The organism is Paenibacillus sabuli (genome assembly GCF_014705605.1).
GTDB lineage: Bacteria > Bacillota > Bacilli > Paenibacillales > Paenibacillaceae > Paenibacillus_D > Paenibacillus_D sabuli.
The window spans coordinates 12897-30004 of record NZ_JACXIZ010000019.1 but is presented as its reverse complement, the minus strand read 5'-3'; the positions used below and the strand labels follow the sequence as shown (position 1 = coordinate 30004).

The following is a 17108-nucleotide window of genomic DNA, read 5'->3' as shown; positions in this document are numbered from 1 at the left end:
TCTGTAATCAGCAAGTTGTTGTCGAATTTGGCAAGGCGTACATAGGGAAAATCGTTATTTATTTTTTTTTCCGGAATCGCAACTTTTTTAAATCGGGTGCGTTTAAATACATGTACTCGATCATGAGGCTACAGAACGGGGACGCGTTGTCCACCACCATTTGCAGCAGCAAATATGTCTTTACGCTGCATGGTGCACATTGTATAATGTTATAGTGGTCTAGCGAGTCTACCATTTTTTTCTTCTTGTGTTTACGAGTTTCTGCGACATGTTATTACATAGGGTTGAGCATGTACGCAGACATCATTTTATATACTCGCGCTCTACTCTGGGAAGGGGGTGAATCGGCCGATGAGGGAAACGAGCACTAATTTAAGTTCCAATCCTAACTCTCAACAACCGAAGCATTTTAGAGGAGGAGACAAAAAGGTTATGAAGAAAAGTTTATCTTTGCTAGTTGCCATCGCTATGGTCATCTCCATGTTTGCATCCGTAGCGTCCGCTGCAACCGCAGCTGGCACTAAGCTTGAAGGCTTGGGTATCATTAAAGGTGATCAAAACGGAAATCTTCTTGAGGATTCCACTTGGAAGCGTCAAGACGTAGCAGTCCTGCTGTCCCGTCTGCTGGGCGTAGAGATGGAAGCACAGCAAACTGCGAAATCGCACACGTACGCTGACGTTCGCGGCACGTACTACGACGGTTTCCTGTCCTGGGCTAAAGAAGAAGGTCTGATGGAAGGTCATTCCGCAACGCGTTTCGGCTTTGACGAAGCGCTGACGTACCAGCAATTCGCAGCAGTTGTTCTGCGCGCCTTGGGCGTAGACACGAGCGACTATGCAGCTGTTCCTGAGCTGGCTGTAGAAGCTGGTCTGGTTGCTGAAGGCACGGACTTCGCAGCACCTGCTCTGCGTGGCGCTACGTACGAAGTAATCGTAACGGCACTGGACACGGTCGTTGAAGGTACTGGCCAAATGCTGGGCACGATCCTTGGTCTGCCGGGCTATGAAGTGACTGTGCTTGCGGTTACCGGCGTTGAACAAACTGACGCAGGCGAAATCACGGTTACTTTCAACAAAGCAGCTACTGAAGACGAGCAAGACGATCTGGAGTTCACCGTTGCTCGCGGTCAAATCGAGTACACGATTGACGTTGAGTTCAACGAAGACGGCAATGAAGCTGTACTGAGCTCCGCTTACCTGCCTGCTGGCGACTACACGGTAACGGTTGGCGAAGCTGATCCGATCGCCGTCTCGATTCAGGATGGACGCGTAACGAAGATCGAAATCGGCGCGAGCTCGCTGAAACAAGCTGATGGTCAATCCCTGAACATCAAAGTGTTCAACCAGTTCGGCAAGGAAGTCGAAAATCCGACCAACCTGAACGTAAGCCTGTATAATGCAACGAAACAAGCCAAGGTCGACGCGATCTCGGGAACGAACACGGTTAACGCCAAGTTCAATCTGGGAAATGACACGGTTGCAGAACTGGACGACAACTTCATTGCGACTGTACTGCACACGAGCACGGGCGTGTCGGCTAACAAAACGTTCAAAATCGTGGCTGGCAGCGCAGCGACGTCGATCAAGCTTGGCACGGTTGAGCCGCTTGAAGACGAAACGCGCATCACGGCTGGCGACGACGGTCTGGTCCTGCCTTATGAACTGACCGACCAATACGGCGAAGAAATTTTGCTGGCAGAAGGCGACTATTATCCGGGCACTGTTGGTGATGCGTTTATCGAAGTTGACGGAATCACCTTCTTCTTCAACACGAATGAAATCGTGGAAGCATTCCATGTCGACGAGGATGGCGTGTTGACGTTTGACACGGTTGACCAACAATCGGGCACATTGTTCATCAATGCGGTTAATCCGACGACTGGCGCTACGGGAAGCACGACTGTAACGATCAGCAGCTCGGCGATCGTTGACAGCCTGCAACTGAGCGCGCCAGCCAAGCTGCTTGCTGCTGGCGAAGAAGTTGTGATTCCGTTCGCAGCGACAGATTCCTTCGGCGCTCCGATTGATGGCAGCGACGTTGTCCTGGGTGCGGGCCAAGGCCTTGTTAACATCACCTCGAACCTGACTTTTGCAGCTGGTTACCCGAAAATCAACGGCAAAGGCCAACTGCTCTTCAAATTCGCGGATGATCAAGAAGGCACGGCATACATCTATGCATACGTTACGACTACGAGCAACGGACAAAAACAAGTCGGCTCGCTGCAATTGTCGGTTAACGAGTTGGCCGAAGCGGTTAAAGTTAACGGAACTTCCGTTGCGAAATACTTTGCCCAAACGGCTGCTGTTGACTTCGACGGCGACGACATCACGTATCTCGACAACTACAGCCGCACACAAACGGTTGGTTCGGCAGCGTACACGATTGTGTCGGATAATCCGACGGTCGTGAACTACGTCAACGGACAATTGGTTGCAGGTAATACTACTGGTAAAGCCGAAATTACGATCTCGCTGGACAATGTGGCGGATTCCGACTATACCTTCACGGTGCAAGTCGTGAAAGATTCCGACATCAAATCGTATGAAATTACGGATCCAGGTACGATCTATGGCGGCACGACCGGAAAAGTTGCTGGTCATACCAAAACGATCAAAGTATCGGGTAAACTGTCAAGCGGTACTACGGTTGCGTTGAACCAAGCAACGGCAGTTACCAACATCACGAGCTCCAACACTACGGTATTGGCAGCAGATGTGACTGCAAAAACGATCACGGGTATAGACGAAGGCACCTCGACGGTAACGGCTTACCAAAACGGTACGAAGCTTGCTTCGATCACGGTGACGGTATCCGAAGATGTTCCTGTTGCAACGACTGTTGCATTCGACGAAGACGAATATGAAGTTACTGTAGGCGATACGTTCGACTTTGCGACCGAAGTCACCGTTAAAGACCAATACGGTGTTGCTATGGCGAACCCTGCAGGCTTCCTGACCTCTTCCGATACGGATGTTGCGAGCGTCAACGGCTCGGTGGTTACAGCTGGTGAAGCCGGTCAAGCGACGGTCACGTTCATCGCATCGAATGATGCACAAGCTTCTGTAACGCTGGTTGTTAACAACTAATCGTTACAGTTGATATGAAAAAGCAGGAGCTTCGGCTCCTGCTTTTTTGCTGTCTGTCTTCAATTTACATCAACAGCAGTGTTTTCTCACGGTCTACCGAAACAAAACCCGTCTCCGTGTCGTCTAACTAGTAACAAGGCGAAACGGCTTGCGTCGTCCTTCGGCAACGCTGCACGTTTCGTTCCGAGAAAGATAAGACCCGTATAAGCGATCAGCTTATACTTTCTTATTTTTCAAGAAACAGGAGGAGACTACGTGAACGCTAAGCTTTTTAAACACGGCATTGCCACCGCCGCGGCCTGCGCCCTGCTGCTGCAGCCCGTGCTGCCCGTCGCCCATTCCCTGCTGCCCCAATCGACCGTCGCCGCTGCGGCTGCCAACCCGCTCTCCAGCAAGATTGTCCGTCTGACCAGCAACGCCAGCCTGTATGTGCGCGATGCGCAATTGCTCATGCAGGATCAAAAGCTGATGCTGGCTTTTACTGTAACCATTACGAACAAAAGCACCAAGGAGCTTGATCTGCTCGATTATTGGGTTCGCGTCAAAAGCAAGTCGGGCAAGGTATTTACAGCAGCACTGACCGAAACGGACAAAACGAAAAAAAAGGTTGCGCCTTCTTCTTCGCTTAATCTCACCTACTACGCGACCGTCGACCGCCAAACCAAGCTTACGGATCTTGTGTTCTCTATCGTAAAGTTTGATTTGAATGTAGCTGGCTATGAACGAAATCTCGGCACCATTACATATCCTTCGAACGCCACCGGCGCCACGCCGGTCTTTCAACCGAGCATCATGCTGCTGAACGGCAGCAAGGTCAAAGGTGCGGTCAAGCAATACTTTGTCACCCAGGATCAGGACGGCATTTATTTGACCATTAGTTATTTGGTGGAAAATGTCGGATTCAGCAGTGTAAACTTGTCGAACGTCGGGTTCGCGCTGCAAACGGAGAGCTATTCCGTCTATGATGTGAACGCCGCAGCGCTGGCGCAATTGACGATTCAGCCGAAGGAACGTAAAATCGTGACCGTGCAAGCCAAGCTGCCGAATGTCATCGCAGGCAAACCGGTGAAGCTGATCCCGTACACCAAGGATGAGACGACCAACATTCAACTGCCGGCCGGGCAATTTGCAATTCCGATCCTGCAACCGGCTCCGGCAGTAGCCGCTGGGGCGACGCGCAACGTCTACATGAACGGTGAAATGGTGGCAACGAAGGCCGCGCAAGTGATGATGAACGACGCGAACGGCGAAACCGAGCTGACCGTCGATTTTAAGATCGAAAATATTGGACAAGCGGCAATTGCGTTGCCTGCGCTTTCGTTTGCCCTGAAAACAAGCGATAATGTGACGTACCCGCTGACCTACACGCAGGATGACAAAAACAATCTGTTGCCGCGTATCGCCAGGACGCTCTCGCTGAGTGGGGCGGTGCCGGAGAATAAAATCAAAGGCGCGCAACTGATCGTGCGTACCAGCGCGGCAGCCGGGGAAGAAGGCGGCATACCGGCATCCGGTTATCTGATCGGCTCGTACAAGCTGCAGGGCCCGAGCAGCCAAGAGGGCGGCGTCGGCAGCGCGTATACGTATAATAACGATTACAGTGTCGAATTGGCTGCGATCCAGCGCGCGCCCATGACGAATAACGATGTGTTGACTGCGGAACTGCGTATCACGAATCGCTCCAAATCGGCGAAAAGTACGCCCAATCTGAGCGGCTATTTCCTGATCAACGGGGTCCGCGTCTCCGGTGAGAGCCACACGGTCTCGCTGGACAAGCAAATTAACATCGCGGCCGGTGACTCGTACGACACCTTGGTCTATGTCAATATTCCCTATACGACATCCATTGATACGGTATCGTTCGTCCTGACCGAGCCGGCCGCAGAGGGCGAGGCGCGCAAGCTGTTCCAGTTCACGGACCAGCCGCTCAGCGAATTTGACGATTACGCACCAGCGAGTGGATATGTGATCGATCAGACGGGCAGCCGCAGTCAGGTTGACGTCCGGACGACGCGCTTGTTCAAAGGAAGCAACGGCGGCAACTATTTTTATACGGAATTCGAATTGACGAATCAGGAGCCAAGAGCCGCGCAGCCGGCTCGCATCGGTGGCTACCTCGAGGATGCCAATGGCCAGCTGGCCCCGATCGAGCTGACGCAAGTCGTCGAGAAGGTCATGCCGAACGGGAAAATTCTGCTCAGCGGCTGGAGCAGCCTGTCCAAAACGTTTGACATCCAAAATTATAAGCTGGTATTCGGGCAGGCACTGTCCGAGCAAGGCGGCGGCGAAGAGGAGCCGACGCAATCGGTCATTGTCAAGCCGGCGGTGTACGATGTCGTGGATGCCGCGCCTACTCTCGATACGGATCTAGAGGATATTTCCTTCTCGGCGTACAGCTTGAGCTTGCGCGACATTGTAGCGAACTTGCATGTTACGGGCGCCTTCAGCGTCGAAGGCATTCGCCTGGAGCTGGATTACGACCTGGCTGTCGACAATGCGTATGATTTTGTGTCGGACGGTCACAAGCTGCTGCTGGAATTCGTGAACCAGGATCAGATTGGCACGACATATTCACACGAAGTCGAGCTGTTCGAGGCCGCGGAAGGCAGCGGCGCGCCGGTCATGATCGAAGGCACGAACAAGCCGCTGGAGCTGATTTTTAACGATCCGGTTGTCCAAGGCAAGATTGCCGAATACGATACGTTTACCTTAAATGTGTATGATGTGTTCGGCAATGCGAAGCTGCTGATCGGCTCGAAGGAAATCAATTGGTTTGGTCGCTGATGATTCAATAGCAGGGAAGGTGACGTTTACTCCATGAAAAAGCACATTGTGAAACTGACAGCAGCCTGTGTGGCGATTACACTCGGGGTCGTAATCGGGACCCATCTGTCCAGTCAAGCAGACGGGGCCGATGCCAAGCCCGGCTCCGCCGACGATCCGGTGGTGACCAAAAGCTATGTCGATCAGCTCTTCAAGCAGATGGGCGGCGAGCTCCCGGCCGGCGGCGATAATGGCGAAGCGGGAATCGCTGCAGCGATGGAGGTCGTGCTCGTCCCGGCCGGCAAAAAAATTGTCGCCGAGGAGGAGGGCACCGAATTCATTGTGCGTTCGGGACGCGCGGTGGCCTACAGTGCGGACAAGGACGGCATCTCCAATCTGACAGCGGGCAAGGATCTGACAAATGGCACAGCGGCAAGCAAGAATCACCTGCTGCTGTCGCCAAGGCCCGGCAGAGGCGTCACGCCCGATCCGAAGGTGCAAAACAATACGTTGATCGTGCTCGTCAAAGGCAAGCATGCCATTACAGCCTATTAATGGTTCGGGCACACGGAACTTCCGTTGCTGACAATATGTAACCCGCTTCGTCCTTGGCCTGTCGGCAGATACTAAACGCATCTCACTATTGGAGGTGTGTATCGATGGCAGGTCGCAGCAATCAAAAAGTGGTGCCGGCATGCAAGCCCGCGCTGGATCAAATGAAATACGAAATAGCCGCAGAGTTGGGACTGTACGTCCATTCCGGCTCGTCCCCGGCCGGAGGGGCAGATGCCGAATTCGCCGGCGAACTGGGCGCGCAGCACAACCAAGCCGCGCATGTGCCGTGGAGTCAGCTGGCGACGCGGGAGGCCGGCTCGGTCGGGGGAGAAATTACCCGTCGTATCATTCAACAAGCACAGCAAGGGCTTCACTAATCTATTTCTTTGACTCAGGACTCTCCAATTCATAGGGGGAGTCCTTTTTTAAGCTTTATTCAAGGTTCATGCGCTTAAATGACCTCAGGGACGAAACCCAATTATGGAAATGAAGGCTCTGGAGGGATGCGTGTTGAAAGGACAGATCATTAAATACGGACTTACGATTGCAACAGCTTGCGCAGCGTTGCTGCAACCATCGTTGTTGCCGCAGATCGGGCAGTGGCCACAAGCTCCCAGCGCTGCAGCGGCAACTTCAGCTCAGGCATCAGTCGAATTGGAAAAGGGAACCAGTATGTATGTGCGCGATGCCGGACTGTTAATGCAGGATCAGCAGCTGGTGCTGGCATTTACAGTCACGATCGCGAACAATAGCGGGAGCGAGCTTGACTTGCTTGATTACTGGGTAACCGTTAGCGGCAAATCCGGAAAAGTCTATAAGGCGATTCTCGCCCAGACTGACCAGACGAAAAAAAAGCTGTCTTCCTCGTCATCCGTTAACCTCACCTATTACGCTACGGTTGATTCGGGCGTACGGCTTCGTGATTTGACCCTCAAAGTAATGGCCTTTGACCTCTCCGCAACAAATTTCGAGCGTACCCTTGGCACACTTACATATCCCGAAGAAACGACGAGTGGAACTCCGGTATTTCAGCCGGATGTGCTTCTTATTAACAATGCAAAAGTGAAAGGTGCAATCAAGCAATACTTTGTTACTCAGGATCAAGACGGTATGTCTGTCACGATCAGTTACCTGGTTGAAAACATCGGATTAAGCAGCGTCGAACTTTCGAATATCGGATTGGCGCTGCAAACGGAAAGTTATTCCGTGTTCGATGTCGATTCACAGGCACTGTCAGAGCTGACGCTGCAACCGAAGGAACGAAAAATAGTGACGGTTCAAGCCAAACTACCAAATGCCGTGGTCGGAAAATCCATTGTATTGCTCCCATATCGACGGGACGAGGCATCCGGACTGCGTTTGCCGATCGGACAATTCGCCATTCCGCTGCTGCAGCCGGCTCCTGCGGTAACGGCTGGCGCGATCAGAAAGGTGTATATGAACGGCGTCATGGTTCAGACCCGAGTCGGACGTGTGACAGTGCGGGACGAAGACGAAGAAACCGAGATCGACGTTGCGTTTGCGATTTCCAATACTGGAAATGAAGCGATTGCGCTTCCTGATTTGGAATTTGAATTGCAAACAACGGCAGGCATCGCGTACCCGTTGACCTATGCACCGGATACGGACAAGACTACGTTATTGCCGCAAATTGAGCGCACCTTGACACTGAGCGGGACGCTGCCGGCCTCGGCATGGACGGGGGCGGAGGTTGTCGTTCGTACAAGCGGTGTAGCGGCGGTAGACGGCAGCTCAAGCGGCTCGGGCTACTTGCTCGGCATGTACAAGCTTCCGGCGCCACATGCTCAGGAGGGCGGAGTAGGCAGCACGTATGTGCATGATTCCGGCTATGAAGTACGGATTGCCTCTATCCAGCGTACCACGTCGACTGATTCCGATGCGTTGACGGCAGAATTGACGATTACGAATCGGTCCGACGCTTCGATCAAGCCGCCGGATTTAAGCGGATATTTTGTGGTGAACGGGGTTCGCGTTGCGGGGACGAGCCGGACGGCGGCGTTGGATCCGCAACTCGATATAGCGGCGGGAGACTCGATTCGTCAGCTCGTCTACATTCCCATTCCGTATACGACTGAGATCGAGGAGGTGGCGTTTATCCTGACTGAACAATCGGAGTCGGACGAGTCGATCAGGCGCTTTCAATTTAACGAGCAGCAGTTGACGCCGTATAGCGAATACTCCGAATCCGATGGCTACGTTGTAGGCGCAGAAGGGGCGAGGAGCCGCGTTCAAGTTCACGCCACTCGTTTGTTCGAGGGGAGCTTGGGACGTACCTTTTATACTGAATTTGAAGTGACGAATGAGGAGCTGCGCGCGGCGCAGACGGCCTCGCTTGCCGCCTATATCGAGGACGGGAACGGTCAGCTTGCCACGCTGCAACTGACATCGATGACAGAGAAGGTGAAGCCCGGCGGCACGATCCTGCTTAGCGGCTGGAGCAATCTGTCCAAAACATTTGATAGCCATAACTATAAGTTGATTTTTGGCCAATCGCTGCCAGATGAGCTAGCATCGTCTGGCGAGGAAGAGGTGCTTGTTCGCCCGGTCGTCTATAACGTGCACGAGCAACAACCGGAACTAAATACGACGCTGTCGGACATCGCCTTCTCCGCCTATAAGCTGACGCTGCGCGATGTGGTGGGCAACCTTCATGTTACCGGGGCGTACAGCGTAGAGGGGATTCGCCTGGAGATGGCTTACGATCTGGAAGTTGACGAAACCTACGATTACGTGGCGGGCGGCCACAAGCTGCGGATTGAGTTCGTCAATCAGGACCAGATCGGTGTCACCTATGCGCAGGAGGTTGAGCTGGCAGAGACATCTTCAGACGCTCAGACGTTGGTCGCCGGCTCGGATCAACCGCTTGAACTGCGCTTCAGTGATTCGGCTGTGCAGGGCAAGATCGCCGATTATGATACCTTTGAAATCAATGTCTACGATGTCTACGACGGGGCGGAGCTATTGATCGCCTCCAAGGAAATCAACTGGTTCGGGCGGAGTGAATAAAGAGGGGGAGAGCCATGAAAAGCAGTCGAATCCGGCGGTGGATCGCCATCGCCGCAGTCATCATCGTAGCAACTGGAGCGGGCTATGCCGGCTACACCTGGTACCAGGCGCATCATGTGTCAAGCAGCGCTGCGGCAGCAGTCACTTATATGGAGATGCCCGTGACCAAGGGGCGAATCACCCAAAGTGTGTCCGGATCAGGCTCTATCGGTCTCGCAGAGACTGAGACGGTACTGGTCTCGGACGCGGCGACGATCGCCGAGGTACTGGTCCAGGAGGGAGACAGCGTGAAGGCAGGGGACGTGCTAGCGACGTTCGAGGGAGAAGATGTCTCGCTCGCGATTCAAAAAGCCGAGCTGTCGCTAAAGCAGCAGCGGATGTCGCTGGAGTCGGCCGAGACCAGCTGGAAGACGCTGCGTGCCTCCGGTGCGGAGGATAAAGAAATGGAGGCGGCCGCAGTCAGTATTCAAAACGCGCAACTGGCGATTGAACAGACTGAACTGGAAATTGTTGAATACCAGAAAGAGGCTGATCCGCCCGATCCGCTCATCGCACCTATCGACGGTACGGTCACGGCGGTGAATGTCAAAGCGGACGAAAATACCTCGGCACGTCAGGAAGCATTTGCGATCGTGAACTACGACAAGTTAAACATGACGATATCGGCGGATGAGCTGGATATTACCAAGCTGAATATCGAACAAACGGCGCGCATCACGCTGGATGCACTGGAGGGTCGAACGCTCGGAGGGCGTGTTGTCGAAATTGCAAAGGAGGGGAGTGCGTCCAACGGCGTGGCGACCTTCCCCGTAACGGTCGCACTGGACGAGGCAGATCAAGTGCTGCCAGGCATGTCGGGACAAGTGGAGATCATCATTACCGAGAAGGAAGACGCCCTCATGGTGCCTGTTGATGCTGTCGAAATGATGGGAGATCGGTACTATGTGCGCGTCGCGGACGGCTCGTCGACAGGAGCGGACGACGCGGGAGAAGCGGCCACACTTGAGCCATCGGAACCTGGAAGTCGGGCCGGTCAGAGCGGGCCCGACTCGCTAAGGGGGGCGGACGACGGCACGGAGGAGGCGCGGAGCGAGCGCTTTAACGGCCCCGCCGGCGCTCCGAGCGGCGGCTTCGGGGCCGCGACCTCGGAAGGCGGTCTGCGCGAAATAACCGTCGGGATTACTACTGATTCGTATGTCGAGGTGCTCTCCGGGCTGAGCGAAGGCGATCGGGTGCTCATTGCAATCAGCACGACGGAGAATTCCAATACGGAACAAATACAAGGGGGGTTCCCTGGCGGGGGAATGGACTTTGGCGGCGGCATGCCCAGCGGCGGCATGGGCGGTGGCACGGGGGCCGGAGGGATGCGAGGCGGCGGCATGGGCGGAGGTCGCTCATGATGAGTGCGCCGGGTAGCAGCCTTATTCGATTGGAGCAGCTATGCAAGTCCTATACCATGGGCGGACAGTCATTTCTGGCACTCGATCATATTACGCTTGACGTGCGCGAAGGGGATTTTATGGCGGTGGTCGGTCCTTCCGGATCGGGGAAGTCGACCTTGATGAATGTGCTCGGTTGCCTAGATCAGCCGAGTAGCGGCACCTATTATCTCGATGGCGTGGAAGTGGAGCGGCTTTCGGATAATAAGCTGGCAACGATTCGAAATCAAAAGATCGGGTTCATTTTTCAACAGTATCACCTGCTGCCCAAGCTGAGGGTCATCGACAATGTCGAACTGCCGCTCATCTACCGCGGGATGTCGCGGCGCGAACGACGGGAACGGACCATCGAGGCGCTACAGAAGGTCGGACTGGGCGATAAATTGCATCATCTCCCGAGCCAGCTCTCCGGCGGCCAGCAGCAGAGGGTCGCGATTGCGCGCGCGCTGGCCGGACAGCCGCCGTTGTTGCTCGCGGATGAACCGACAGGCGCGCTCGACAGCCGGACCAGTCGGGAAGTGATGGCGCTGCTACAGGAATTGGGAGGAGAAGGGAACACGATCGTCCTGATTACGCATGACCCGGCGGTGGCCGCGCAGGCGAGGCGCGTCGTCCGTATTTCGGATGGACGGCTGACCGAGGAGAAGGGGGCCGTCTCATGAAGCTGACACAGGGATTGCGGATGGCGTGGCATAGTGTATATAGTCAGAGAATGCGAACCGCGCTTACCGTCCTCGGTATGATGATCGGCATTGCATCCGTAACCATCATGGTCGCCATCGGCAATGGGACGGCCGAGCAAGTCAAGAGTCAGATGCAGGGACTGGGAACGAATCTGTTGACTGTCAATGTCGTCGGACGCGGAGCGACGACCAGCATCTCGCTGGAGGACGCAGAGGCGCTTGTCGACATTGAGGGCGTCTCGGCATCCGCTCCGGTCATCACCGGCAATGTGACGGCGAAATACAAGGCTGCGACGTACTCGACTTCGATTGCTGCAAGTACGCCATCGTATGCAAAAGTGCGAGAGTACGAGGTGGCGCAGGGACGATTTATCAAGGAGATCGATGGCGCATTTGCGCAAAAGGTGGCTGTCATCGGCTCCGAGGTCGCGGAGGAGCTGGAGCTATCCGATCCGGTCGGCGAAAAGTTGACGCTCGGCGGCATTCCGTACACGATTGTAGGCGTATTGGCGGAGAAGGGCAGCTCTTCCGGCGGCTCCAATGACAATCTGGTTGTCGTGCCCATCCAGACGGCGCGCGTCGTTTTGCAGACGAATGCAATTCGAACCTTATATGTGCAGGCTGCCGGCGAGCAGCAGGTCGATTCGGTGCAGAGCGCATTGGAGTTCAATTTGCAGCGTTTTTTTCGCAATGATGAGAATAGTTACAGTGTCTTTAATCAAGCAGATCTGCTGGAGACGGTGACGGCTGTGTCCACCTCAATGTCGACAATGCTGACCTATGTGGCAGGGATTTCGCTGCTGGTCGGCGGCATCGGCATTATGAACATGATGCTCGTATCCGTGACGGAACGTACCAGGGAGATCGGCATCCGCAAGTCACTTGGCGCCAAGCGACGCGATATTATGCTGCAATTTCTGGTCGAGGCGGCACTGATCGGCGGATTGGGCGGTATCGCGGGCGCTGCTGCGGGCGCCGGGGGAGCTGGGTATGCCGGCAAGCTGATGGATTCTCCGGCGTCGGCATCGACGGATATCATGCTGCTGGCAGTTGCGTTTTCGATGGGCGTGGGCGTGCTGTTCGGGTTTCTACCGGCGCGACGCGCTTCCAAGCTGAATCCGGTAGATGCGCTGCGGCACTAAATCTGGCGGGAATCGCCCGGCCGCCTGATTGACATTTCGCGGCAGATCGAGTATCATTTTGACCTAGAGAGTTTCGAGCGGCCTTTTCCATATCGGAAAAGGTTGATTTTTTGTAACCACAACCGGCCAGCCGGAAGCGATTATTTATTTCTTGTTTGTAGGAGGTTGAGAAATGGCGATTAAAGGTAGACATCTGTTTACTTCGGAGTCGGTGACCGAAGGACATCCCGATAAAATCTGCGATCAGATCTCGGATGCGGTGCTTGATGCATTTCTGGAGGTCGATCCGTTCGCGCGCGTGGCGTGCGAGGTCTCGGTCGCAACGGGCCTCGTCCTGGTCATCGGCGAAATCAGCAGCCGGGCCGACTATGTCGACATCCCGGCGATCGTGCGCAGCAAGATCAAGGAGATTGGCTACACTCGGGCTAAATATGGCTTCGACTACAACACGTGTGCGGTGCTGACCTCGCTCAATGAGCAGTCTGCCGATATTGCGCAAGGTGTAAATGCGGCCATCGAGACGCGCGACGGCAAGGACATCCGTCAGGAGAATGAGGATATCGGTGCCGGCGACCAGGGTCTGATGTTCGGCTATGCGACCAACGAGACCCCGGAGCTGATGCCGCTCCCGATCGCACTCTCGCATCGTATCGCGCGTCGGCTCTCCGAGGTCCGCAAGGACGGCACGCTCGCCTATCTGCGTCCGGACGGCAAGACGCAGGTGACGATCGAATATGTGGACGGCCAGCCGCAGCGCGTCGATGCGATCGTCGTCTCGACCCAGCATGCGGAGGAAGTGACGCTCGAGCAGATCCAGCGCGACATCCGCGAGCATGTCATCGCGCCCGTCGTACCGGAGAAATGGCTTGACGACGCTACGAAATACTACATTAACCCGACTGGCCGTTTTGTCATCGGCGGCCCGCAGGGCGATGCTGGCCTGACCGGCCGCAAAATCATTGTCGACACGTATGGCGGCTATGCCCGTCACGGCGGCGGCGCCTTCTCCGGCAAAGACCCGACGAAGGTCGACCGCTCGGCCGCCTATGCCGCGCGCTATGTGGCCAAAAACCTCGTCGCCGCCGGCTTGGCGGACAAGTGCGAGATTCAGCTGGCCTATGCGATCGGAGTCGCCAATCCGGTGTCGATCAGCGTCGACACGTACGGCACCGGCAAGGTTGCCGAAGAGACGTTGGTCGAGCTGATTCGCGGCAATTTCGATCTGCGTCCGGCAGGTATTATCAAGATGCTCGATCTGCGGCGCCCGATTTACAGCCGGACGGCGGCTTACGGCCACTTCGGCCGCACGGACATCGATCTGCCATGGGAGCGCGTCGACAAGGCCGAGCAGCTAAAGGCTGGCGCTGGCGTCTGAATGGCGAACCATTCGCTGCACGATGGTGTGCAGTTGGAAAAACCCGCATGCCTTCTGGCATGCGGGTTTTTTCGCGGAAGGATCGAACGTATAGGATTGGGCTAGGCGTGCTCGGGGATTAGAGTCTTCTCATCTATCGTAACTTTTCCGGCCAAGTCGGAGTCTATTACTAATAGACTTCGAGAATGGGAGAGTTGCAATTACATATGCGAACCTACAAAAAATCGACGAATGTGATCGATCATTATCGCCGGGTCCGCAGCGTGCGTGCGCTGCTGCGCAGACGGGTGCTCGTCGCCGCGCTGAGCGGCGCGCTGCTCGTGCAGCCGCTGGCCGCGGTCCTGCCGGGGGGCGCGCCGGGTGTCGCGGCTGCGGCCTCGCAGTCGGCGCTAGCGTCGCAGGGCCTGTCGCTGGTCCGCGAGGAGATGGTCACGTCGGGCGCCAAGCGCTATGACTACACCTGGCGCGGCACGCGCAGCGGATCGAGCGTGCGCGCGAATGTGCATGTCCTGGAGGTAGACCTGACCGATCCTTATGTCGAGCTGGATGTGATGAGCGGCCATGGCGGCGCAGCCATCGCCAGCCGAGAGGCGATTACCGGGATGGTTCAGTCGACCGGCGCGGTCGCCGGGATCAACGCGGACTATTTTTCGACCTCGGCCGAAGGCGTGCCGATGGGCCCGCAGATCCACGGCGGCGCGCTCATGACCAGCCCGTCCATGCTCAAGGGCATGTATGCTTTTGCGCTGGATCAGAACCGCAAGCCGGTAATCGATCAGTTCGGCTTCGAGGGGCAGATCATTGCCGCTGACGGCAGCGTCTTCCCGCTAACGGGTATCAACCAGACCTCATATAGCATGGAATTGGAGAGCGGCAATCAGCTCAGCCATGTCAATGCCATGTATATCTATACCGACGCCTGGAAGAGCTCCGAGCGTCCGAACACGGCGAACAGCGGTACGACGCCGACAGAGGTGCTCGTGCAGAACGGCATTGTCATGCAGATCTCGGACAAGGCGTCCTTGCCGGTCGGGCCTCCGGCCGATGGTTATATTCTGCGGACCCATGGCGACGCGGCGCAGTTCGTTCGCGATCATCTCACGGTCGGCTCCGCGATCCAGGCGGATTACAATCTGGTCTCCCTGACGACAGGAGCGCCGAAGAGCGTGTCCGCGTATCAGATGATGGTCGGCGGGCATACGATTCTCGTCGAAGAAGGCAAGGCCGCCGCCTACTCGCGCGATGTGTCGAACATCAGCGGCTCGTCGGCGACCTCGCGTACGGCAATCGGGTACTCGCGCGATGGCAGCACCGTCTATATGATCACCGTGGAGAAGTATGGCGACAGCAGCGGGATGACGCTCAATGAGCTCCAGCAGACGATGACAGCGCTCGGCGTATGGAAGGGGCTGAACCTCGACGGAGGCGGCTCGACGACGATGGTGGATCGCCCGCTCGGCCACTTCAATACCGGACTGGCGCACAATACCCAGAATAGCGGCGGTACGGAGCAGCGTCGCGTCGTCAACGGCATCGGCGTGTATACAAATGCGCCGCAAGGCCAAGTGAAGGGCATCACGGTCAGCGGCCAGAATGTGCTGTTCGTCGGGCAGCAGGCCGAATACAGCGTCAAAGCGTACGATACGTACTATAATCCGGTCGATCCCGGTGCCATGAACGCGAAGTGGCAGCTCGGCAAGCCGCTCGGCAAGCTCGCAGGCTCGACCTTGACCGCGACCAAGCCGGGCACGACCAAGATACAGGCGAGCGCGGGCTCGGCAGCGGGCCACACGATGCTCGAAATCATCGGACCTGAGCAAATTGTACAGATGAGCGTCACCGCGGCGAGCGATGCGCTCAAAGACGGGGCGGTGCTCGACGTCACAGTGCAGGCCACGCTGGACGACGGGCGCGTGCTGCGCGTGCCGGCAGAGTCGCTAGACTGGGAGCTGCGCGGCTTTACCGGCACAGTCGCAGGCGACAAGCTGCAGGTGAAGAAGGTCAACGCCGGAGCCAATGCCGGCTATGCGATCGCGCGCTACCAGGGCTATCCGGCCGTAGCCGTATTCGCAATAGGCGATGCGGTGAGCCAAAAAATGTGGGCTGACTTTGAACAGAATGATTACGGCGTCTCCTTCAAGCCGCTGCCAGCGCAGACGAAGGGGACGGCAAGCGTGGTCAAGGGCGAGGTGAACGGCAAAGCATCGTCCATACTGCGCATTGCCTACGACTTCACCGCGGGCAGCGGCAGCAAGTTCGCCTATGCCGAGCTCGGCAAGGGCGGCATCGCCGTCGAAGGCCAGCCGCTGGCGATCGAAGCGGACGTGCTGGGCGACGACAGCGGCAACTGGCTGCGCATGGAGATTGAGGACGCGGGCGGCAAGACGCACTATATCCAGCTCGCGCAGCCGGTGGACTGGACGGGATGGCGTCATGTGACAGCCGATCTCCAGGGTATGGGGATCGCATATCCGATGACGGTCAAGCGTATCTACGTCGCCAATCCGGAGAACGGTCAGGAGACGCGCGCCGCAACGGGAGCGGTCGCGCTCGACAATATTCGGCTGACGTATCCTGCCGCCTTGGTACAGCCCGATCTACCGCGCATCGAGCTGGTTGCGGGCAGCCGCAGCGCGACGATTGGCGGTGCGAAGACACAGCTTGAGGTAGCGCCGCTAATCCTGAACGGGACGACGTACCTGCCACTGCGCTTCGTCGCCGATGTGGTGCAGGGACAAGTGGCCTGGGACAACGAGGCGAAGCGGGCGACCTTTATCCGCGGCGGCAAGATGATGGACGTCTGGCTGGGCAGCTATGACTACGTGTTGAACGGCGCCCGACTGAGCGGCGAGGTCAAGCCGATCCTGCGCAATGGCCGCACGCTCGTGCCGCTGCGGCTCGTCTCGGAGCAGCTCGGCGTCACGATCGGCTGGGAGAATGCGACTAAAAAGATTACCATTCAGTAATTTCACGCGATAAACGGGTTTTATGGTATGATAGTCATACGATCCCTTTGCAGAAAGTGGGCCGATTGCAC

General features: G+C 56.3%; 10 protein-coding genes. All 10 read left to right on the top strand.

Translation table 11 applies throughout. The features are described from left to right. Nucleotides 1-432: 432 nt before the first annotated feature. Entirely contained in the window at nt 433-3087 is a 2655-nt protein-coding gene (locus IDH44_RS11680) for an S-layer homology domain-containing protein (protein ID WP_190917829.1), read from the top strand. 255 nt (nt 3088-3342) lie between these two features. Then, nucleotides 3343-5871, top strand: coding sequence for a DUF4352 domain-containing protein (locus tag IDH44_RS27160; protein WP_190917827.1), 2529 nt, complete (start codon nt 3343-3345; stop codon nt 5869-5871). Between the two features lie 33 nt (nt 5872-5904). Continuing rightward, nucleotides 5905-6405: a hypothetical protein gene (locus tag IDH44_RS11670; RefSeq protein WP_190917825.1), complete on the top strand. Its 501-nt coding sequence runs from the start codon at nt 5905-5907 to the stop codon at nt 6403-6405. Between the two features lie 104 nt (nt 6406-6509). Continuing rightward, on the top strand, nt 6510-6782 hold the full coding sequence (locus tag IDH44_RS11665; protein WP_190917823.1) for an alpha/beta-type small acid-soluble spore protein: 273 nt from the start codon (nt 6510-6512) through the stop codon (nt 6780-6782). A gap of 133 nt (nt 6783-6915) precedes the next feature. Next, a complete protein-coding gene (locus IDH44_RS11660) occupies nt 6916-9432 on the top strand; it encodes a hypothetical protein (protein WP_190917821.1) in 2517 nt (838 codons plus the stop codon). 14 nt (nt 9433-9446) lie between these two features. Then, the gene (locus IDH44_RS11655) at nt 9447-10832 is read left to right on the top strand and encodes an efflux RND transporter periplasmic adaptor subunit (RefSeq protein ID WP_190917820.1); all 1386 of its coding nucleotides are present in this window, start codon (nt 9447-9449) and stop codon (nt 10830-10832) included. After that, nucleotides 10832-11533, top strand: coding sequence for an ABC transporter ATP-binding protein (locus tag IDH44_RS11650; protein WP_190917983.1), 702 nt, complete (start codon nt 10832-10834; stop codon nt 11531-11533). The genes IDH44_RS11655 and IDH44_RS11650 overlap by 1 nt, the downstream gene beginning before the upstream one ends. Next, entirely contained in the window at nt 11530-12696 is a 1167-nt protein-coding gene (locus tag IDH44_RS11645) for an ABC transporter permease (protein WP_190917819.1), read from the top strand. The genes IDH44_RS11650 and IDH44_RS11645 overlap by 4 nt, the downstream gene beginning before the upstream one ends. A gap of 172 nt (nt 12697-12868) precedes the next feature. Beyond that, nucleotides 12869-14071 carry a methionine adenosyltransferase gene (metK, locus tag IDH44_RS11640; protein WP_190917818.1) on the top strand — a complete coding sequence of 401 codons (1203 nt, stop codon included), beginning with the start codon at nt 12869-12871 and terminating at the stop codon, nt 14069-14071. Nucleotides 14072-14277: 206 nt separating this feature from the next. Continuing rightward, nucleotides 14278-17037: a stalk domain-containing protein gene (locus tag IDH44_RS11635; protein WP_190917817.1), complete on the top strand. Its 2760-nt coding sequence runs from the start codon at nt 14278-14280 to the stop codon at nt 17035-17037. Nucleotides 17038-17108: the final 71 nt, after the last annotated feature.

Coding starts and splice junctions, on each gene's coding strand:
- IDH44_RS11680 (WP_190917829.1), top strand. CDS start 433: ATGAAGAAAAGTTTATCTTTGCTAGTTGCCATCGCTATGGTCATCTCC.
- IDH44_RS11670 (WP_190917825.1), top strand. CDS start 5,905: ATGAAAAAGCACATTGTGAAACTGACAGCAGCCTGTGTGGCGATTACA.
- IDH44_RS11635 (WP_190917817.1), top strand. CDS start 14,278: ATGCGAACCTACAAAAAATCGACGAATGTGATCGATCATTATCGCCGG.
- IDH44_RS11655 (WP_190917820.1), top strand. CDS start 9,447: ATGAAAAGCAGTCGAATCCGGCGGTGGATCGCCATCGCCGCAGTCATC.
- IDH44_RS11650 (WP_190917983.1), top strand. CDS start 10,832: ATGAGTGCGCCGGGTAGCAGCCTTATTCGATTGGAGCAGCTATGCAAG.
- IDH44_RS11645 (WP_190917819.1), top strand. CDS start 11,530: ATGAAGCTGACACAGGGATTGCGGATGGCGTGGCATAGTGTATATAGT.
- metK (WP_190917818.1), top strand. CDS start 12,869: ATGGCGATTAAAGGTAGACATCTGTTTACTTCGGAGTCGGTGACCGAA.
- IDH44_RS11665 (WP_190917823.1), top strand. CDS start 6,510: ATGGCAGGTCGCAGCAATCAAAAAGTGGTGCCGGCATGCAAGCCCGCG.